The 18,565-nt window shown below is 61.6% G+C and carries 23 protein-coding genes and 1 tRNA gene; 1 reads left to right on the top strand and 23 read right to left on the bottom strand.

Going from position 1 to position 18,565, the window contains the following annotated elements:
* Positions 1–7: 7 nt before the first annotated feature.
* The 22 genes from NKJ26_RS03400 to NKJ26_RS03295 form a co-directional block, all read right to left on the bottom strand.
* On the bottom strand, positions 8–313 hold the full coding sequence (locus NKJ26_RS03400) for a phage tail assembly protein (protein ID WP_352693689.1): 306 nt from the start codon (positions 311–313) through the stop codon (positions 8–10).
* Positions 314–329: 16 nt separating this feature from the next.
* On the bottom strand, positions 330–833 hold the full coding sequence (locus NKJ26_RS03395; protein WP_352693687.1) for a phage major tail tube protein: 504 nt from the start codon (positions 831–833) through the stop codon (positions 330–332).
* Between the two features lie 71 nt (positions 834–904).
* Positions 905–2,353: a phage tail sheath subtilisin-like domain-containing protein gene (locus tag NKJ26_RS03390; RefSeq protein WP_352693685.1), complete on the bottom strand. Its 1,449-nt coding sequence runs from the start codon at positions 2,351–2,353 to the stop codon at positions 905–907.
* A 132-nt stretch (positions 2,354–2,485) separates the two neighbouring features.
* Complete coding sequence (locus NKJ26_RS03385) at positions 2,486–2,911, bottom strand: hypothetical protein (protein ID WP_352693684.1); 426 nt, start codon at positions 2,909–2,911, stop codon at positions 2,486–2,488.
* A 1-nt stretch (position 2,912) separates the two neighbouring features.
* Positions 2,913–4,298, bottom strand: coding sequence for a pyocin knob domain-containing protein (locus NKJ26_RS03380; RefSeq protein ID WP_352693682.1), 1,386 nt, complete (start codon positions 4,296–4,298; stop codon positions 2,913–2,915).
* Positions 4,299–4,371: 73 nt separating this feature from the next.
* Positions 4,372–7,647 (bottom strand): DUF4815 domain-containing protein, encoded by a 3,276-nt coding sequence (locus NKJ26_RS03375; protein ID WP_352693680.1) that lies wholly within the window; start codon positions 7,645–7,647, stop codon positions 4,372–4,374.
* 8 nt (positions 7,648–7,655) lie between these two features.
* Positions 7,656–8,780, bottom strand: a complete 1,125-nt coding sequence (locus NKJ26_RS03370) for a phage tail protein (RefSeq protein ID WP_352693678.1) — start codon at positions 8,778–8,780, stop codon at positions 7,656–7,658.
* Complete coding sequence (locus tag NKJ26_RS03365) at positions 8,780–9,559, bottom strand: baseplate J/gp47 family protein (protein ID WP_352693676.1); 780 nt, start codon at positions 9,557–9,559, stop codon at positions 8,780–8,782. The genes NKJ26_RS03370 and NKJ26_RS03365 overlap by 1 nt, the downstream gene beginning before the upstream one ends.
* A 93-nt stretch (positions 9,560–9,652) precedes the next feature.
* Positions 9,653–10,018 carry a GPW/gp25 family protein gene (locus NKJ26_RS03360; protein WP_352693674.1) on the bottom strand — a complete coding sequence of 122 codons (366 nt, stop codon included), beginning with the start codon at positions 10,016–10,018 and terminating at the stop codon, positions 9,653–9,655.
* Entirely contained in the window at positions 10,011–10,196 is a 186-nt protein-coding gene (locus NKJ26_RS03355) for a hypothetical protein (protein WP_352693672.1), read from the bottom strand. Before NKJ26_RS03355 ends, NKJ26_RS03360 begins: the two co-directional genes overlap by 8 nt.
* 10 nt (positions 10,197–10,206) lie before the next feature.
* Positions 10,207–10,764: a phage baseplate assembly protein V gene (locus NKJ26_RS03350; protein ID WP_352693670.1), complete on the bottom strand. Its 558-nt coding sequence runs from the start codon at positions 10,762–10,764 to the stop codon at positions 10,207–10,209.
* Positions 10,765–10,777: 13 nt separating this feature from the next.
* Positions 10,778–12,034, bottom strand: coding sequence for an SGNH/GDSL hydrolase family protein (locus tag NKJ26_RS03345; RefSeq protein ID WP_352693668.1), 1,257 nt, complete (start codon positions 12,032–12,034; stop codon positions 10,778–10,780).
* Between the two features lie 3 nt (positions 12,035–12,037).
* Positions 12,038–12,328, bottom strand: a complete 291-nt coding sequence (locus NKJ26_RS03340) for a hypothetical protein (RefSeq protein ID WP_352693666.1) — start codon at positions 12,326–12,328, stop codon at positions 12,038–12,040.
* Positions 12,325–12,852, bottom strand: a complete 528-nt coding sequence (locus tag NKJ26_RS03335; RefSeq protein WP_352693664.1) for a hypothetical protein — start codon at positions 12,850–12,852, stop codon at positions 12,325–12,327. Before NKJ26_RS03335 ends, NKJ26_RS03340 begins: the two co-directional genes overlap by 4 nt.
* Positions 12,849–13,277 carry a phage virion morphogenesis protein gene (locus NKJ26_RS03330; RefSeq protein WP_352693662.1) on the bottom strand — a complete coding sequence of 143 codons (429 nt, stop codon included), beginning with the start codon at positions 13,275–13,277 and terminating at the stop codon, positions 12,849–12,851. The genes NKJ26_RS03335 and NKJ26_RS03330 overlap by 4 nt, the downstream gene beginning before the upstream one ends.
* Positions 13,277–13,681 carry a gp436 family protein gene (locus NKJ26_RS03325; protein ID WP_352693660.1) on the bottom strand — a complete coding sequence of 135 codons (405 nt, stop codon included), beginning with the start codon at positions 13,679–13,681 and terminating at the stop codon, positions 13,277–13,279. The genes NKJ26_RS03330 and NKJ26_RS03325 overlap by 1 nt, the downstream gene beginning before the upstream one ends.
* Positions 13,682–13,698: 17 nt before the next feature.
* Positions 13,699–13,775: transfer RNA gene (locus NKJ26_RS03320), tRNA-Met, on the bottom strand.
* Positions 13,776–13,780: 5 nt separating this feature from the next.
* On the bottom strand, positions 13,781–14,215 hold the full coding sequence (locus tag NKJ26_RS03315) for a peptidase S14 (protein ID WP_352693658.1): 435 nt from the start codon (positions 14,213–14,215) through the stop codon (positions 13,781–13,783).
* Positions 14,216–14,218: 3 nt separating this feature from the next.
* The gene (locus NKJ26_RS03310) at positions 14,219–14,506 is read right to left on the bottom strand and encodes a hypothetical protein (protein ID WP_352693656.1); all 288 of its coding nucleotides are present in this window, start codon (positions 14,504–14,506) and stop codon (positions 14,219–14,221) included.
* A gap of 68 nt (positions 14,507–14,574) precedes the next feature.
* On the bottom strand, positions 14,575–15,720 hold the full coding sequence (locus NKJ26_RS03305) for a major capsid protein (RefSeq protein WP_352693654.1): 1,146 nt from the start codon (positions 15,718–15,720) through the stop codon (positions 14,575–14,577).
* Between the two features lie 57 nt (positions 15,721–15,777).
* Positions 15,778–16,611 (bottom strand): hypothetical protein, encoded by an 834-nt coding sequence (locus NKJ26_RS03300; protein WP_352693652.1) that lies wholly within the window; start codon positions 16,609–16,611, stop codon positions 15,778–15,780.
* Positions 16,612–16,818: 207 nt separating this feature from the next.
* Positions 16,819–17,100: a hypothetical protein gene (locus NKJ26_RS03295; RefSeq protein ID WP_352693650.1), complete on the bottom strand. Its 282-nt coding sequence runs from the start codon at positions 17,098–17,100 to the stop codon at positions 16,819–16,821.
* 229 nt (positions 17,101–17,329) lie between these two features.
* On the opposite strand from NKJ26_RS03295, the gene NKJ26_RS03290 reads away from it, so the two are divergent.
* Positions 17,330–18,220 (top strand): ADP-ribosylglycohydrolase family protein, encoded by an 891-nt coding sequence (locus NKJ26_RS03290; RefSeq protein ID WP_352693648.1) that lies wholly within the window; start codon positions 17,330–17,332, stop codon positions 18,218–18,220.
* 11 nt (positions 18,221–18,231) lie between these two features.
* Here the strand turns inward: NKJ26_RS03290 and NKJ26_RS03285 are convergent, their stop codons facing one another.
* Positions 18,232–18,471, bottom strand: coding sequence for a hypothetical protein (locus tag NKJ26_RS03285; RefSeq protein WP_352693646.1), 240 nt, complete (start codon positions 18,469–18,471; stop codon positions 18,232–18,234).
* Positions 18,472–18,565: the final 94 nt, after the last annotated feature.

Raw genomic sequence — 18,565 nt, 5'->3', positions numbered from 1 at the left:
ATGACCGCTACTTTGACGCGCCATCCGTCGATGGCGTCGACGCTTTGGGAAAAAAACCGTCGGCGAACCCCGCCGCCGCCTCATAGTCTTCCGCGTCCAGTTCGGCGGCGACTTCCTGGGGAATGTCGCCAAGCGCCGCGATGATCGCGACCTGTGCAGCGGCAAAGCCGTCCTTGGCCGCTTTCTCGATTGACACCAAGTCCTTCGCCTTGGGGCGACGAAAGGTGATCGAGGTAAGCTGAACGCCGGCCGCCTCCCCCGCCTTTGCAGGCAGGGGGACGGGATGCTTCAGGGTGTAAGTCTTGGTTTCCACGCGGCGAACCCTCCGTTTAGCTCAACAGAGCGGCGCGGATACCGCCGGTCTGCGACTGGTTGCCGACGATGACTTCGAAGTCGTCCATTTCGAGCAACTGCTCGCCGTCGACTTCGATTTTGAGGTAGCTCACGTCGACCGTGTAGTCGGTCGAGGCGAGATCGCCCGGCTTCCAAGAGCCGGCATCCGGCTTGGTCAGCACGCCGCGCATGAAGACCACGGCCGAGTGGATCGTGTCGTCTTCATCGACCAGGGCGCCAGTGACCATGTAGTCTCGTTCGCCGGAGACGGCGAAGAGCTTGATGGTCTGCGGGTCGAAGGCGGTCATCTTGAACGCGAGTTCAAGCGCCTCGAAACCAAGGCCGACCTTGCGCGGCTTGATCATGCCCGCATTGCGGACATCGGCCGTCACGCGCGCCGGGACGGGGATGGTGATCTCCGAAGCCTGCCCGATCTTGTTCACGCGATCGGCGAACACGGTGCAGTTGCGGAGGATATAGCGGGGAAGTTCACTCGCCATTGTCGTTTCTCCAGTTCAAAAAAATAGGGACGCCCGAAGGCGTCCCGCTTGTGGTTTCTGTCGGCCTAGAATTAGGCCGCCGTCAAACTGCCGTTGTTCACTTCCTTCAGAACTTCCTCGATCAAGAGATCGTAGTAGGCGATGTTCCGATAGGTCTTGATCCGAATGTCTTCCATTGGTGCCGGCGGCTCAAACTCGACGGAGATCGTCGGGCTCCCGGATGCCAGATTGGCGGCCGGGTTGTCGTCAGCGCGGATGAAGCAACGACCGCCGAGGATGGCGCCCTCATTCTTCAGCGAGCGAAGGAAGGTGTTCCCGCTCTCGATCATGAACTTCAGGTTCGCCTTGCTGAACGGCTTGTCGACGAATTCGAGATAGGCGTCGGCGAGCGCGCGGTTGATCACGTCGGCGGTGCGGCGGACGGCTTCGAACTTCCAGAGATCGTCGCCGGTCGTGACGCGGTTGCCCCAGGTGCGAAGACCTTCGCCATTGAGGTTGATGATCGTATTGACCGCCCTCTCGTTGAGGTAGTTCGCCTGTGCGCCGTAGGACACCGGGCGCGAGACGCCGACGACGCCGAAGATCGGCTTGTTCGATACCGACCACCAAAAGCCGAAGTCGCGATCGGTGCGCGTACGGACGCCAGCGAAGAACGGTGCGGCCGGGCGAGCGACGTTGCCGAGCGCGTCCGCGTCATAGACCAGAGCCTTCTGATCGATGATGTAGATACGCTGCGAATTGATCAGCGACCGATACTTGACGCCGTCGGCGTCGGTCGTGGCCGGGCCGTCGACATAGGCGATGGCCGCAAGCTGATCGCAAAGGCCCGTAAGCTCCGCGACAACCGGGTCGGTTGCATCGCCGACGGTCGCGGTCGCGGTCGCCGGAGAGGTCGCACCGCCGCCGGACAAGGTCACGTCGGGAGCGTCGATGTAGCCCTTGCCGGGCCGATCGATGACGATCGCCGTCACCTTGCCCTGCGTAACGACAGCATGGCCGAGGGCGGTCACGCCGCCGGCCGGAGCCGCTTCGAAGGTCACGGTCGGAACCGACGTATAGCCGGCGTTGCCCACGCCGCCGATCGCGATCGAGGTCACGCCATTGGTGATCAGCGAGCCGGTGAAGCCGGGGACGATCACGACGACAGGGCGAATGCCGAGAAGGCTTTCGGCCTTCAGGCCAGCCCAAACGCCGGTCATGGCGGTACGGTCGCCCATGACGTTTGCCAGCGTTTCGGCGGCGTCGTCGCCCTCTTCGACGCGAACGGCGATGATGTAGGGACCATCGTTCTTGAAGATGGCGTCGAGGGCGTCCGGAATGGTGCCGGTGTTGCCGAATTCATCGGCGAGCGATGGAAGGCCGGGAATGAGGACCGGCGTGTTGACCGGATATTTCGCCGGGTCGGCGTCGGGCGCGGTGCCGACAAGCAGGATCACGCGGGTCTGATTGGTGCGGACAAGAACCGGCGTTTCCCCGCTTTCGAAAACGCGGGTGCCGTGGTGGAAAGCGAGGTCTGCCATTGGTGTATCTCCAGAAACGAAAAAAGCCGCCAAGCGGCGGCGCAAGACTGATCGACGGTCTTTTCGGGACTGCATTAAGCCCTACCAGAAGACCGCCGGTTTGACAAGTTGTTTTGTTTTTTGCCCGCCCGCTTAGAGGTCTTGGGCGTAAGCCCACAGGCTGTCGATCTGCTCCGGAGTGATGGAGAACCCGATGCCGAGACTATCGACCAAGGGGTGCGCCCGCCGGAAGTATGTCGCATACCTCCACTCGATCAGGCCGGCCGGGTCGCTCGCGAGCCCGGTTTCCACTTCCGCATCCGTGATGCCGATCGACAGGAGAGTGAGCCTTAGCTGTCGCGGGCTGATCGGGGGCATTGACGCCCTGATCTCTTCGATCGTGGGTTCCGGCGGAGCGACATAGGGCGCGGCCGCGACCTTGGCGTCTTCGAACATCTCCCGACCCAATTGCTCCGGGTCATCGGGAGAGGCTGTGAAGGGCACCCACCCAAGCACAGGGTGGTCAAACTCACAATCGATTGTGCCGGATGCGTTGAAAATTGCGTTGCGGAATGCCATTTTAACCTACCCTCAAGAATACAGCGGTTGCTCCGGTAGTTGTTGCGGCTGTGTCGTTGATATAACCCATGCATTTCCATGTGCCGGCAGGTGAACCGCCATTCGCATTGCCGGATGCGTTCGTATATTGGAGGCTGGAACCAGCGACATTGTCTCCGGGGTTTATAGCGAACGCGCCGACACGGCGAAGAAAAGCATAAGAACCGATGCTGCCGATTGACCTATTGACTGTATATTCAACAGACCATGCTTGCGCACGGCTCTCGATTTGCGCCGAAATGGTAGCTTGCGTCCAGCCGCCAACAGAGTTCACGTTAAAATTCGACGGGTTGTAGACGTAGTGATTAATGCCGTCGCTGCCGCCCCACACCCAGGTTGGTTGGCCGCCCTGCCCCGACCAATTGAAGCTCATAGCGGAACCGGTCCCGCCGCCGGCTGCGAGCGTGTTGGCGACACTGGCCCTTGCGGCGGTGCCGCCGATAGCCAAATAGCGAGCGTCTTGTTCGGCCTGACTAAGCTGGAGCCTGTACCAAGTACCCCACGCATTGTTGTCCATTGCTCGACGCATGACCGTTGTGTTCGACGCGCCGTCAGTGGTGAATGCGTGAATAGTCTGTGTTCTCCAGCCGCCGCCGCCATGCGCCTCGACGTTGCCTAACCACCAGCCGGCGTCTGGCGCGTTGGCCGCACCCGTCCCCATATACCAGCCGTTATCGAGGGCGCTGTTCCAATCGGTGATCGTCTTCGCGACAACGCCAAGTCGAGTGGGAAGGAGGGCGTCGGCCAAGGTGCCTGATACGATATCGGCCGCCGTAATCGCGAGCGCCGTTTTCAGCGAGGCGGCGCTGATCGCGCCCTGGAGGCCCGCCACGCTCGCCACTTGGTCGGTGTTGTCGACCTTGTCCCAAACCGTGCCACTGGAAACAATCCAGTCGCCAACCTTCCATTCGTTGACGCCGTCCACCGTCACCGCGCCCGCCGTGGCGACCTTGTAATATTGGCCCTTGTTGGCGGCCGACGCCGCCGGGATGGTCGGCGTGTTAGTGTTGGCGTTCCACGTCCCCTGATAGGACAGGGAGCCGAAGAGAGCGGAAGGCAGTTGTGCGGCCGGAACCTTGCCGGTCCCGTCAAGGGCGGCATAGCCGTTGGCGTTGCCCTTCTCGCTTCCGTTCTGTTTGCTGTCCAGCGCGGCTTGAAGGCCGGTCGTGTCGGCGATGACGTGCGAATGAATGAGAAGCGCCCGCTGGCCGATCGAGACAAGCATAGCGGCAACGTCAACGTCGATCGCGGACAGAGCCGAAATCAGGCGAAGAACGTCGTCGGCAAGCTGATTGTCTTCGAAAGGAAGCTGATAGCCCCTGTTTGCAGTCGTGTTGGTTACGGTCATGTGATCCTCGCGGGCAAAAAGAGTTCGCGCCGGCGTTTCCGCCAGCGCGAATGAGGTCAGGTTGTGTGGTGCTCTACGGCGTCGAGATCGCGCGGAAGTCGTAGGCCATCGGCCGCGCCGCCGGGGTTCCGGTCAAGGTGATCCGGATGCGCCCGACCGGGTTCGCGTTGTAGCCAACGACACTATATTTCCGCTCGACCCATCCCGCTTCCTGAAGCGGCGTTTGCACAGTCTGCGGGACCGAAGTCCAGACATCGTTCGCCGGGTCGACCTCCATTGCTATGGTAGCGCCCGTCGGGATTTTGGTCTTCAGGTAGGCCAGAATGTCGACCCCGGTTCCCATGTCGAACGCGCGACTAACATAGGTTCCCGTCGTCTTCATCTTGCCGTCGATAGCGAGGATCACAGGGAAGACCACCGGCGAGACTTTCGCCGAGCCAGAGAGAACCGCCCTGATCTGGACGTTGCCGGTGTAGAACGCCTGTAGCTCCCAAGCCTGCCCCGGATTGAGCAATGTGATCGAGCCGTCGTCGAGTTGAACTTCGAAATGCATCGAAGCCGCCGCCGTTGGCAACTCTACCTCAGCACGAAGCAAGAGATCGCTCATGTTGACGACGGGGATCGTCGCTACATTGACGGACTTCGTCGTCGGAGCGAACTTGGCCGCGATCAGTTGAAAGCAAATGTCTTCCGCTTGATGCGGCGTCCAAGTCACCGCGTTCGACGACGACAACATGACGCCGACCGAATAAGGCTGCGCCGCCACCGGCTGTTGCGTGACGATGTCGAAATCGCCGAGCTTGGCCGTCGAGATCGAGTGGTTGGCATCATTGGTCTTGACCACGAAGGCATACTCAACACCGCCCGCCAGCCAGACCGGATAGGGGAAGCGGACTTCCGTCCACTGTCCGATAACCGCCGCGTTCATGTTGTAATACGCTTGCGCAATCACATTGACCGTTGGAATGCCGTTGGCGACCTCGACCAGTTCGATGATCAGCGGATTATTGGGATTGCCGATCAAGCAGACTTTCAGATTGACGCCGGCAATGTGCCGCCCTTCCGTCAAGGTGAACGTTTGAGCGAGCGGGTCCGAACGACTTCCACCGTTGCCACCGCCGTTAGGGCGAACCCAAACGGGAGGCTTGTTGGGAACCTGGACAAGGACGGGCGGCGGGCCTTCGCGCGGAGCCGTGACAGAAGTTTCCTGTACCGTGGTTGTGACAACCCGGCGAAGCGTCTCGATGTCGATCGTTCCTTGCCCAACGAAGATCGCTGCAGCATTGGAGCCGCCAGCGCCGATCGCAACCAAACCCTTTGAGCCGGCCGGCACGTTAGCCGGGATCGTGAACGTTCCAACGATCTCGCCGTCAGCGTCGCCCGAAAGGCCGGGAGGCGTCACGTCGATACCGTCGAATTCCAGCTTCGAAAGGTTCTCGCCTACGCCGAAGCCCTTGATCGTAAATTCAAGGGAAATCCGGCGGAGATAGGCGAGCGCATCTTCGCGAGTGGAGCTTTCGACCGTCTCCCGTTGCGTGGTCGTGGTCGTGGTCGTGGTGCGACCCGTCGTCGAGCTTGAAGTCGTCACCACAACCGGAGACGACAGCGCCGCCGCGCTATCAGAAGCCCATTGCGTCGCGTTCTCCGTCCAGTAGTCGACAGGCGGATTGACCGTCATCGACGCAGGAAGCGGCGTGAAGTTCTGATATGGATTGATCTTCATGCACGACGTTGCGAGCGGTTGCTCGACCGCGATCTCTTCCGTCCAGTTCAACAGCGTCACACCGGGAAGGTTCGCCGAGTGGAACGTCGGGTCGATGGCAAGCCGCAACAGGCCGCCAAAGACCGCCGCCGTCTGCGGCTCCCCCGCGTCACGGTAGCGATCGGACGTGAACGGGTCGACGAAGACGCCGTTTTTCGAGATCGGCTCACGGCTGTCGATGTCCCGCTGAAGCCTTTCGAGCGCGATCAAGTCGAGCGCGTTGACCAGGCTGTTGTACATGCGGTCGATCTTATCCATCGTGTAGGCCCGCACGCCGATGTTCGTCACGTTCGGCGTCCCGGTCCAGATGTTCTCGATGAGCGCCAGCGGCAACACGTCGGCCGGGACTTTCGGCGGCAGGGCATTGGTGCGGCTGGAGACGCCCTTCAGGTAGACCGCAAAGCCGTCGCTGTCCAAGCCGATCACGTCAACGCGCGGAAGCTTGAAGTCGTAATCGATCTGGATTTGGCCGCCGGTGACGCCGCCCGCGACCGTGATCGAGGTAGCGGTGACGGCCGACGGGACCACGACGCCGAGATAGCGGTACTTTACCGTATAGCTCGACCCGGTCGCCGGCTCCGCGCCGGCAGGCGCCCACGAGACGAGATCGCCCGCCTTCGTGTAGCTCGTCGTCGCGACATAGGTCGTTGCGCCCTGCTTGACTTCCAGAATGGCCGTGACGCCAGTATTCAGGAGGGCGTCGGTGCCGTTCACCGCGCCGCGCGTGATCGTGTCGGTGACTTCCTTCTCGACCAGAACTTGGCGAATGGTGGCGATCGGACCATGATTGAGGATCACGGTCGTAGGGTTGGCCCCGAACGTCTGGACCTCGACCGGGATGCGGAAGAGATCGAACGTCTCCAATTCGCGATGACGAAGGGCGGCGTACCGCGTGCGCTTCCAACCCTTGATGTTGGCGACGCCTTCCGAGATCGAGAAGACTTGATCGGTCCCATCCTTGCCGATCGCCGAAACGACGCAACCGCTCACGATATAGTTGCCGTTCGCGTCGTTGTCGTAGAGGGCGAGCAAGGCGTTGACGCCCGTCAAGGCCGGCGGCGGCGTCTGATCGATCGCGACCCCATCCTTCAGCAGATAGACGGAATAGAGGTTGCCCTCGATCCCGTCGCCGGAGAAGCCCCACGCGAGCGAAAGCACTACGCGGGCCGCGCCCTTCTCGCCTTCCGAAAGCGCGCCGGGCATGAGGCCGAGCAAAGCCGGCTCTTCAAGCTCCGTCACATAGGTTTCGGTCACGCGCACGCCGATATGAACGGCTCCCGTCATCGGGACGGAAGCCAGCACGACGGCAGGGGCGCTAAGGACGCGGCCGTTGATGTATAGCAAGCCGGCCGTCGCGGTGACGGTCCCGGCTTCGGCGTCGATGATGATATCGCCGCCCTCGATCCGGTCGCCGTCGCGGGCGACCATGTTGCCGATCGAGCGGATTTTACGCTGGAGGATCGATTGAGCCTCAACCATTTCGGCCGCCTGCCCAATATGGCCTTCGCGCGTCAAGACGCTATCCCAAAGCGGGAAAGCAACCGAACGATCGTAAGCGCCGGAAAGGTTCGATTTGTGTTCGTACATGATGGACCTCAAACGATCTTCAGAATGGCGCGAAAGCGTTCGCGTGATGTTTTGCCGAGAACGGCCGGAGCGATGGCAAAGCCGCCGACGATCGACCCGCCCGCAATGCCCGCACCGGGGAGCCATTGGACGCCGGCCGGATGCGCGCCGACAGGCGAGCCGCCGAGGGTGATGCTCCACGAATGGATTTCGTCGCCCTGGCTCTCGCCGAATTCCATGAGCGCTTCGGCATAGATATTCGAGCCGGCCGAGCTTGCGGCGACATAGCCTTGCCCGCCGGCCTCATAGTAGCCACCGAAGAGCGGATCGACGGCGCGGTAAACGCGGGCCTTGCGGAAGCCGATCGGCGTTCCATCCTCGCGATAGACGCCAATCCAACAAGACTTGGTCAGAAGGGCCGTCGCGATGATTTGAGCGCGCGACGCGGCGGCATCCGAAACCCATTGCAAGGCCGCCGTACTCCAAGGGATCGGCCCCCATGCGATCGAGCCGTTTTCCACTGGCGCGACCCAAGCGCCGAGCGGCGTAAGTTCCGCTTGCGTCAATTCGTGGCGACCGGCGTCGAAGGTGCGGCCGAAAGACCACTTCACGCCGCCGTCGTGCAGAAACACGCCGGAGTTATCGCCCCAAATGCCGTCTCCCCACCGCGAGTAGGCCCAATCATGCTCTCGCACGTTGTAGCCGTTCCAGGCGCGGTAGAATTCCGAGCGAACCGGGTCGGACAGCCGAACAACCGCCTCGATCGTGCCGAGGTCGCCCTCGTTGTCGCGGAAGCGGTCGATCTCCAGTTCGTAAAGATGCCAGCGCGCGCGGCGCACCGGAGCCTCGTAGAGCGTCGAGAACGCGTAGCCGACCCAAGTCAGGCTTTCGGCGATGCCTTGCGGCGTCCCCTTCACCCTTTGCCAGCGCAAGCCATACGCAATCGTCGAGGCAAGATCGGGAAGGTATTGCGAGATCGTGCCGAGGCCGTACTCGACGACAAGCCAAGGCAGGATTGAGGGCTGCACCGTCTCCAGCTTGAACGAATGCAACTCCGCCGGGCCTGGAGCCAGTTCGGGGAAGCGATCGAGCGTTTCCGACACCGCGTTTTCGAATGGCGTCGCGTTCGCCGGGAGAAGGTGTTGCCGTGCCATTACCGATCTCGCCCCTGGAAGGTGAGCGTCACGGTTCCGACCTTGACCGCCGAGTTGTCGTCGACCACTACGTCGGCGACCGGCGACAAGAGCGAAACCTTTTCGACGCCGGGTTGATGAAGCTTGGCAGTCAGCCAAGAGCGGGTCACGTTGAAGCCAAGCCCGCCCTCCGCGACAAGTGCGGCTCGGAGCGTGGCCTCCAGATTGTCGAAGACCGTCATCGGGGCGCCCGGCAGAAGCCAGATTTCAGCCGCGACGTTCACGGTCGCGCTCGTCGCCGAAATGACAGTCACTCGATCCGAGATCACGCGCACGGCGTCTTTCTGGACCTCCGCGTCAACCGCCGCCAGCAAGGCCGCATCCGGTTCGCCGAAGTTGTCGGTTGCCAGAACCGCGATGCGGAGGTCAGGGCCGGTCCCTACGCGATAGATCGATACGTCGCGGACCCGAACACTCGCACGAAGCGCGGCGCTCCTATACCAGTCCGCCCCGCCCGCTGGAGAGCGGCCGGTAATCGCGATGATCACGCGCTTGCGGAGGGCGTCATCGCGTTCGCCAGCCAGGCGCACCACGTCGTAGAACGCCGCCAGATGGTCGAGATCGGTCCCGCCCGAAAAGGCGACAAGGTTTGCTTTGGCCGCATCGTTGACGCGAGCGCGGAGGAACGTCTCGCGATAGGCCGCGACCTCCAGCACGATCTTAACCGGGTCGGTTTCGAGGCCGCCCACGTCGTAGGTGACGCCGGCCGCCGCGAAGCGCGCATTCACGTCGACCATCATGTCGGCGAGGATGGCTTCGAAGCTTATCTCTTCGATGACCGCAGGGCGACCAAGCAGAGCGATTTCGGCTTGTGTGACCATTTTGGACCCGCCTTACAGTGTGATTTCAGCAAGCCGCGCGGAGCTTTCGGAAAAGTCGCCAAGATGGCCGCGCGGGAAGTAGGTTCCGGAGAGCCGGAAGGTGATCGCGCCGCCGGCTCCGGCGACCTCGACGTTGACAGTGTCGAGCCGGTAGCGCGGCTCCCATCGGGCGATAGCCTCCGCGACCGCTGAATAGACAGCGAGCAAGACGCGATCGTTCATTGGAGCATCGGTCAAGGCCATGAGCCGGGAGCCGAATTCGCGGCGCATGACGCGCGTCCCGATCAGCGTCGTGAGGATGACGCCGATCGATTGCTGGACGTGCGCCCATCCCGTCAGAATAGCCCCTGTCTGGCGATTGACGCCGACGCTACTCATTGACCGCCGCCTTGCGACGCCGCGCCGCCTTCGGCTTTTTCTCAACGACTGGCGAGAGCCGATCGCCATAGGGAGGCGCAAGATATTTGGCCTCGCGTTTGCCCATCGTGACTTCGTCGCCTTTGCGACGATAGGTCATGTTGAGAAAGCCTTCGTGATTGACCCTGAAGCGTATCATGTTCGTCCCCTTAGACTGGCACGTCCGTATCCGAACCGCCCGGCACGACGCCGCCGTGAAGGTGAGTGTCGCCGACTTCCTTGGCATTGTGCCGAAGGCTCTCGCCGTTCACCTGAAGCTTGCTGTCGAGCGTGGTTTGCGTCGCCCCGACCTTGAAGTCGGTGCATGTGATCGTGAGCTTCCCGCCAGAGACGGAGACGCGCACGCCGCCGTTGTCGATCAGGACGAATTCATCCCCGGCCTTGGAAGGCCGAGGGTTTTGATTGGAGGGGATCGATTGCTCAATCACGCCGTCCGCCAGGTCGCCCGTCTCGCTGGACAGCGTGACTTGCTGTCCGACCGAAGGCGGGAAATGCGTCTTGGCAAGACCAGCGGCTTGCTCCGCCCACGGAACCCAGGGCGACAGGAACGGCTTGCCGTTTGACCCTTTCGCCAGTAGCTCAATGCGGGCAAGGCCCTTGGCAGGATCGACCTCGACCACCTTGCCGGTGCGTTTCGAGGCTCGATCGCGCCTTTCCAGATCCTTTATTCGGTTGGCGAGGCCAATGATGATGTCCGCAAGCTCCATTGGCCTAGCCTCTTTACAGGCCCGCCCTCGAGAACCGGGTCGGGTCGACAGCGCCGCTACTTTGAATGGATTGGTAGCCAAAGGCCGATGCGTGCAGGCCGTCGGCCGTCCATTTGCTCGCGGTGCCGTCGAACTTCCACTTATTCGAGTTGCGGGCCGTCATCACTTGGTCGGCAATCTCGAAATAGCCGACCACGCCCTGCACCCCGGCGCGGATCGCGTCGTTGAACAAGGTGAATTGCGCGGCATTCGAGTTGAGCGTTTGCGTCGTATCGATCCAGCTATTCGCGCTCGTCGTCGAAGGCGCTGTCGTCGAGACGAAGCGGCGCTTATCGGCGAACATGCCAAGAATGGTTTGCTGTTCGGCAAGCACCGCCGCCGCCGTCTTATTTTGGCCGGTGCCAGAGCGGAGGGCATTGATTGCCGTCTCGACAACGACGTGCGAGCAATACGCCTTCAGCGCTTGCCGGCGCGTGCTGGACGCGATGAATTCCGACAGACTGTCGCCAGATGACCCGGCATTAATATAGGCCAGTGACGGGCCGATGGAGCGGGCAAACTCTCCCATGTCGCCAGCGACGTTAAAGAAATCGCCAAACCCATACATTCGGCTGTCGCCGATCAGCAACACCGAAGGCAGGCGGGTCATTGCGACGATCGCCGTCGGGAAGCAAATCGCCGCGTCGTTCGTCGTCTTGTTCGGGACAAGCGCACCGCCCATCGTTTTGTCAACGATGCCCGACACGCCATACTCGTAAGCCTCGCCATTGGCGAAGTCGCAAGACCAGCAATTCGAGCCTGCCGTCGCATCGGTGAAGACGATCGAATGCGTCGCCACCGCATAGGTGCGAACCCAAAACGCCGCGCCCTTCGGAATGGTGACATTCACGAAGTCGGACAACAGCGGAACCGCGCCAGTCGAGAGGCCGGACACCGCGCCCGCAAACTTGACTTGCGTGAACGTGCCGGCCGGGTACTCGATCGCGGCCTTATAACTAATATTGCCGGTGACGCTGATTTCGGTCTTCGTCGTCGTGCGCGCCCAATACCAAGCCGGAAGCTCAATCTTAAGCGCCGTGATGTCGTCGCGGGCAATGTGATGCGTGCGCGCATTCGCTTGCTTGTTCGTCGACGAGAGGTTGGTCGGAATGCGGGTCTTGGTGGCGACCTGTCCGAGATAGAGGGAAGGCAGAGCGGCGGCGGCCTTGCGCCGCGCGCCGCCGATGATCGGACGCCGCGAGGCATCCCAAAACGGCGACCCAATCTGCATCGCTTAGTACCGCGAGACGATAAGGTTTGGGTTCTCCGGGCCGGAAATCACCCTTGCGTAAACCTTCGTGCCGAGGTCGAAGAACGACGCGCCTTCCGCACCGCCATGCGTCGAGAGCTTGTGGCCCTTGAACGTGGCCGGAATGTCGGCCGCACTGTCGGCAAGCGCAACCAAGATCACGCCGCGAACATTGATGTCGTGCGGATAGTCAAGCTGGAGGATCACGGTTTTTTCGACGGTGGATAGCTCCGTCCAAGTCTTGCCGATCGCAACGTTGAAGGTTTTGGCGCTCATGGCGTGTCTCCGGTGAGTTCGGCGGGCTGATAGCCGCCGTTCGGAACGTTGGGGAGTGGCGGCTCGACGAAGGTCGCCGTGCCGACGATGATGGCTTGCTCCCAACCGACGCCCCAAACCGAAATGCCCCGGCCGAGCGTCTTGTCGGAATTGTAGTTGACGATCGAGATCGCATCCGGGTCCGACCTGGCCGTCGGCATATCGTCGACCCGGAAGCGGTTCTCATGGATGACGCCGACCACGGCTTCGGCGATCTCCGCCGCCGTCGTGTCGACCGTCTTCCCGCGCTCTTCGGCGATGATGGCGACCGCCACCGCGACGTTGAGCTTCAGCCGTCCGTCGGGGAGCTTGGTCGACACGCCGTTTCCGGTGACTGCCACAAGCGCGCCGGGCGTCTTGATCCCGATCCTGCCCTTGTCGCCTTCGTCGAATTCGTTGGCGTACTTGCGGACCTCTTTCAGGGCGGGAACGCGGGTGTCGATCTCCGCGACCACGGCATCCCAAAACGTGACGATTTTGCTCATCCGACCACCGCCCTAATGAAGCTCACAAGCGTTGTCTCGATTTCGGTGAGGTTCGCTTGGTTTGCGCCGAGCCAAGGCCGGGCGACCATTTTCTTCGTGCCGAATTGGTGGAACTTCCCGTAGAACACCGGGGAGCCGACCTCGACGCTGTCGCCAGCAACGAAGTTTGCGATCGAGCCGAAGAGCCGGCCGGTCTTCTGGAGAAGGCCGCGGCCTTTTTGCGACTTGGCGTGCGCGTAGGAGCCCGCCCAGGGTGCCCAAGCCGCGCCGTCGGGAGAAACCTTCGTCGCGAACCGTTGCTTCGTCTGGCGCTCCGCTATGCCGCCCACGGCGCGAAGCAGCCGGTTCCGGAAGGAAGCCTGCGCAAGCGCGGCAAAAACCTTGTCGGCGTCCGACGTGTCGAAGGAAATAACGACTTCAGCCACTAGCCGCGCTCCCAAGTCAGGAAGCCGGAGCCGAAGTCGGGGCCGGTTTCCTCAGTCTGGTCGACGGGGATGCCGATCGTTGCCTTCCCGGCCGCGATCTTGGTCAAGAGCGCGACGGCGTCTTCGTATCGCGTGCGATGCTCGTCGGTGCGCGGCCCCGCCTTCAGGGCGAGCCGGTAGAGAGCGATATCGACGCAAAGGCGCTGGAGCGTAGGCGTGGACGCCGCGAGCGGTAGCGGGTACTTCACGCCGACGTAGCCGTCGATTTCAGCCGAAGCATTGGCCAGGCCAGCGGTCACGCCGGCTTCGTCCAGTTCGCCGGGGCTCGCTTCGTCTTCGGCGACGCGCAAAAGCTCGTCGGCCCCATAAAGCGCGGTGATGTCATCCTTCGTTGCGTAGGCCATGGCATCACCTTGGGAATTGGTTGCGGGAGCGGGATTTGAACCCGCGCGCTCCGGTGCATGAAACCGGCGGGCTACCAGACTGCCCCATCCCGCGTTAGATCAGTACAAAGTCAGGCGGGTCACTGGACCATCTGTCCAGGCGTCGCATTCGATGGCGACCTCGATCGCCTTGACGGCGTCAGCGCCCATCATCATTGCCCCGTAGGCATAAGCCTCGCCGGAGCCGGTCGAGAAGAAATCGCCGAGAAGTGGCCCGGTGAAGCAACACCCGGTGTTGAAATACCAGACGGTCCCGTCCGGCTTCACCAAGAGCGCCTTCAGGTCGAATGCCTCTTGGAAGTCTTCGTCGGTGCCGTACTTTTCAACGGCGCGGCGGAAGCTGTCAGGCAGGCCGGGGATGCTCGCCGAAACGCCAAGCAGGGAGCCATCCGACAGACGGCGAAGCTTAGACTTCGTGCCTGTCGGATGCTTGTCGCCTGCATAGGCCCGGCTATCGGCGGCCATGACGCCGTTGCGATAGACGATCGTCGTCACGAATTACTTGGCGGCTTCAGCCGCCGCCTCCAGAACCGCGACGATCTCTGCTTTCTTGGCCGCCGCGCCCAGGTCGACGTTGTGTTCGGCGGCTATCGCCTTCAGTTCGACGACGCTCATTTCGGCGAACGACACCGGGACCGTCGAGGCGGGTTCTTCCGTCTTCGCGGGTTCGGCCTTGGCTTTCGGCGACTTGGCCTCATAGCCGTTGGCGGTTGCCTTTTCGTGGCCTTTGGAGCCGGGTTCGACAAGGATGATGGCCTCGCCGTTGGTCAATTCGATCAGTTTCATTTTGCTTCTCTCCGGGTAGCAAAAAAGAGACGGGCGAGGTTTCCCCCGCCCGCCTGTTTTGGTTTCGATTAGCCGTGGTGACGAACGGCCAGCGCTTCGCGAATGGTCTTCGCGCCGAACAGGATATCGAAGCGCCAGATGCGGCTCGACTTGCCCGGATCACGCCACGTTTCCAGACGCAGCGGGATACCCGTTACCGGGTCCGTCGCGACCGAGATCGTGGAGCTTTCGCTCGCTTCGTCCGACAGCGTGCGGGCCGCCCACATGAATGCGTTCTTCTGGAACGACAGGTTCACGGTGTAGGGCGTGCCGACATTGCCTTCGAAGGTCACGGCGGCGTTGTCGGCCGCATTGCCCTTCAGCTTCGGCAGGAACTTGACCTGCGGGAAGGCGCCACCGGCGGCAGCGACGGTTTCGGTCACGACATACTGGCCCTCGACGCCGGCCACGACAAACACGTCACCGATTACGAGGGTCGCAGCGCCAACCGCGCCGTCGACAGCCATCGAAGTCGCACCGGCAGCGGCAGCGCCGTTCACCGCGAGCGCACTATCGACAGCGGTGCCGGGCGTATGCTTCGGAACCATCTGATCGGAGTAGTTGTCGAAGCCGTAGATGCGGCCGAGCGAAGCTTCGCGGAGGGCGTTGGTCGAGCCGGTCTTCGCGGCGTCTTTCATGCCCTTCAGGAAGTTCTTTTCCGCCTTGCTGTCGAAGACAGCCCGACGCTCGCTGTTGCCGGCAAGCTGGAGGTTGAGGGCTTCGCGATCGTCGAGAAGCGCATCTTCGTTGGCCGGAGTGGTGCCGGGAACGCCGACGAAGGTCGGGATTGCCTTGTACAGGCCAAAGATCGTGCGGTTGACGGAGTTCGCCAGGGTCTTGACGGCGCTTTCGGCCGCTGAGGGCAGGATGCCGCCGGTCAGGCTTTCGCGCATTTCGCGATCGGTCATGCCGAACGCCTTGTATTTCCACTGGTCGAGCTTGATCTCGACCACGCCGGAGCCGAGATCGGTCTTCGTGGTGCCGGTGTTCGGATCGAAATCGTCGGCCTCGCCCAAATCCTGCGGCAGCGGAACCTGAATGGTTTCGTTCTGCTTGGCAGCTTCGGCCGAGTAGTCGGACGCCACGAGGGCCGGCATGACGCAAGCCTCGCGCAGCACCGGAAGGGCCGCCGGGAGGATCAGGTCATCCATGAGTTTCTGAAGATCGTTTGCCATTTCCATTCCTTTTCAGAGTTTCGCCATGGCGGCCCTCAAAGCGAAAATCGCCGGGAGTTACCCGACGATTTCGATTTGGTTTGCCATGTATTCGGAGGTCAGTTTTCGCTTGGTCGCCTCATCGGCCTCGCCAAGCTTTTTGTTCCATTCGGCGCGCGTGTAGCGGCCCGCTGCCCCGGTGTTGTTGTTGTTCGTGTCCGCTGGAGTGCCGCCGCCACCCTTGGCATTGCTTTCGAAGGCAACGCCGTAGCGCTTGTCGGCACGCATTTCGACGACGAGGTCTTCCACCGACATCAATTCGCCCTTGGCGTTCTTGATGCGGGGATTACCGTTTGCGTCGATGACCTCGACACCGAACTTGCCATCCTTTTCAGTCAGGCGAAGACGGTCGGTCACGACACGCTGAAGCAATTCCGGATTGCCCTTGTGCGCGGAGAGCGCGGTCAGGGCGGCATTGTCGACCAGCACGCGGCGAAGCTCGCCGGTCAGTGTGGTTTCGCGCGTCTTCCAGCCCGTCCGTTCGGTTTCGACTTCCGTCAGGATTTGCGACTTGATCGCCTCGACCTTCTCGCCAGCGATGCGATCAGCCTCGACGGCGGGGTCGAGATTGCCGATCTTCGCCAGCTTGGCGATAGCCGCTTTCGCGGCCTTGGCGTCCATGCCTTCGAAATCCTTGTACTTGGTTTCGAGGGCTCGCTTGGCCTCACGTTCGGCCGAGAGCGCGGACTTCAGCGGGTCGACAGCGTCCAGGCTGAAACCGTGAGCGGCTTCGATGTCGAGACGGTACTTGCCGGCCAAGTCTCCGGCGTCGTCGCCTTCGATCTTGGTGTAAAAGGAGCGAACCGCTTCGGGCGCAGCCGAAACGTCGTCGAGAATTGCTTTCAGTGACATGATTTTTTCCGGGGTTGCGAGGCATCCCGCCTCTTGGGGGATCGCTTGGCATCCCGCCGCGCGCTTCTGCAAAACCCGGCCGAACCGTCAGGCAGGCATCACGCCACCCCAAACGGAAAAAGGCCCGACCGCGTGCGATCGAGCCTTTGAACGGATTTTGTCCCTTGCATTAATCCCATAAAGGAACCGGAAGGGTTCGTCAACAAGTTATTTTGTCAGATGACAATCTTTTATGTGAAAATGGGGGCGCTCGCACCGACGGCAGCACCAAAACATCGCGCCGCCGACTAGCTCTCCGTTGATCACATGGCCGCCTATGCGCGCCTCGATCAGCGTGCCGTAAGGATGCCCGGCTTTCGCGGAGCATGGCACGCATTCGAATTTTTCGATGGTGATGTCTTTTGAGCCGCGACGAATGACCTTCGCCTTTGGCTTGTCGCTGGAGCCTCCGCCCTCAATCAAACGAAGGCGTCTAGGGTTTTCCGACAAAAGCGGCCTCTCCAGAAAAGGAAATGGGCAGACCCTAAAGCCTGCCCACGTTTCCTACCACAGAAACGATCGAAGCATTGATTGCTCGCCGCTTCGACAGTTCGGAAGGTACGCCGCGCCCCTCACGAATTCAATCGGAAATGTCCACCTTTGCAACTTGACAAAAAAGTTTGTTGCCGGACCACGGCGGACGGAGTATGAAGGCGGCCCCTACCACAGGAGTTAGAACATGAACGTCAATCAAGCTACAGGCTGTCTAGTTGGCCTCGCCATCGGCGACGCCTTGGGAGCGACCCTCGAATTCGGGCCGCGCATGGAAAGCAACTCGCACACCGAAATGATCGGCAAGGGTCCATTCGGGCTGAAGCCTGGCGAGTACACCGACGATACTGCGATGGCCCTGGCGCTCGCCGCCTCGATCATCGAAAAGCGCACCTTCGACCCGTTCGAAACCGCGATGCAGTTTTCGAGCTGGTACATGCGAGGCAAGTACGCCTCGAATGGCCGGTGCTTCGATATCGGCAACACGACGCGCAAGGCTCTCGACAGGTTCATCGAGCGCAAGGCGGCGATCGCATGGCCGGACGAACAAGCGCTAGGCAACGGGGCGTTGATGCGCCTGGCGCCGGTGCCGATCGCATACTGGAGAAGTCCGGAAAAGGCGGCCGGCGTAGGCGACATTCAAGCGAGGATCACTCACAACAACGACATCAACGCCGCGATCTGCTCTTGGCTTGCGTACAAGCTGGCAAAGCAGATGTCGTCGCCGACAAGCCTCTTCCACCATTTCGACGACGATGGACGCCACCTTCTTATCAGCCCTTCGATCGTGTCCGATCTGGAGGACTTGGCGACATTGCGCCGGGACGAAGTCTCATCGTCGGGCCACGTTGTCGACACGCTGGTAGCGGCGCTATGGTCGGTCCAGACCACGACGACATTCGAGGATGCCGTCGTAACCGCCGTGAACCTTGGCAACGATGCCGACACGGTCGGCGCGGTGACGGGAATGATTGCCGGCGCGATCTATGGCTACAAGGCAATCCCGGAACGCTGGCGAAAGGTTCTGAAGTACGGCGATGCGATCAAAGCGACAGCACAACGCCTCACGCAGAACTAAGCGGTAGTGCGTTAGTTTGGAAACTCGTGCCCTTCTAAAAGGCGCCCGCGTCGCTTGGAAAGCGTCCGCAATAGGTCCGCTTCGTCCGTTGCCCCGTCATCAAAAACCTGGAAGATTTCCATGGCTAGGAATTCCCGCTGGTCGCGGTCTTTTTTGGCTAGGCGGCGCTCGTAGCACAACCGATCAAACACCCGCTGGAGCATGTCCAAATCAGCGGGCCAGTAGACGCCCCTGTAACGCGACAGTGACATTGCCGCCGCCCTCAGACGCGGCTTGGCCACTATGGCACAGAAAGCGAATGGACACGAAGAAAATGCCGTGTCCCAACGTGGAACGAATTCACCG

It is taken from the genome of Mesorhizobium sp. M0152 (genome assembly GCF_040322415.1).
Taxonomy (GTDB): Bacteria; Pseudomonadota; Alphaproteobacteria; order Rhizobiales; family Rhizobiaceae; genus Mesorhizobium.
The sequence above is the reverse complement of the archived record's forward strand: the minus strand, read 5'-3'. Positions and strand labels throughout refer to the sequence as shown.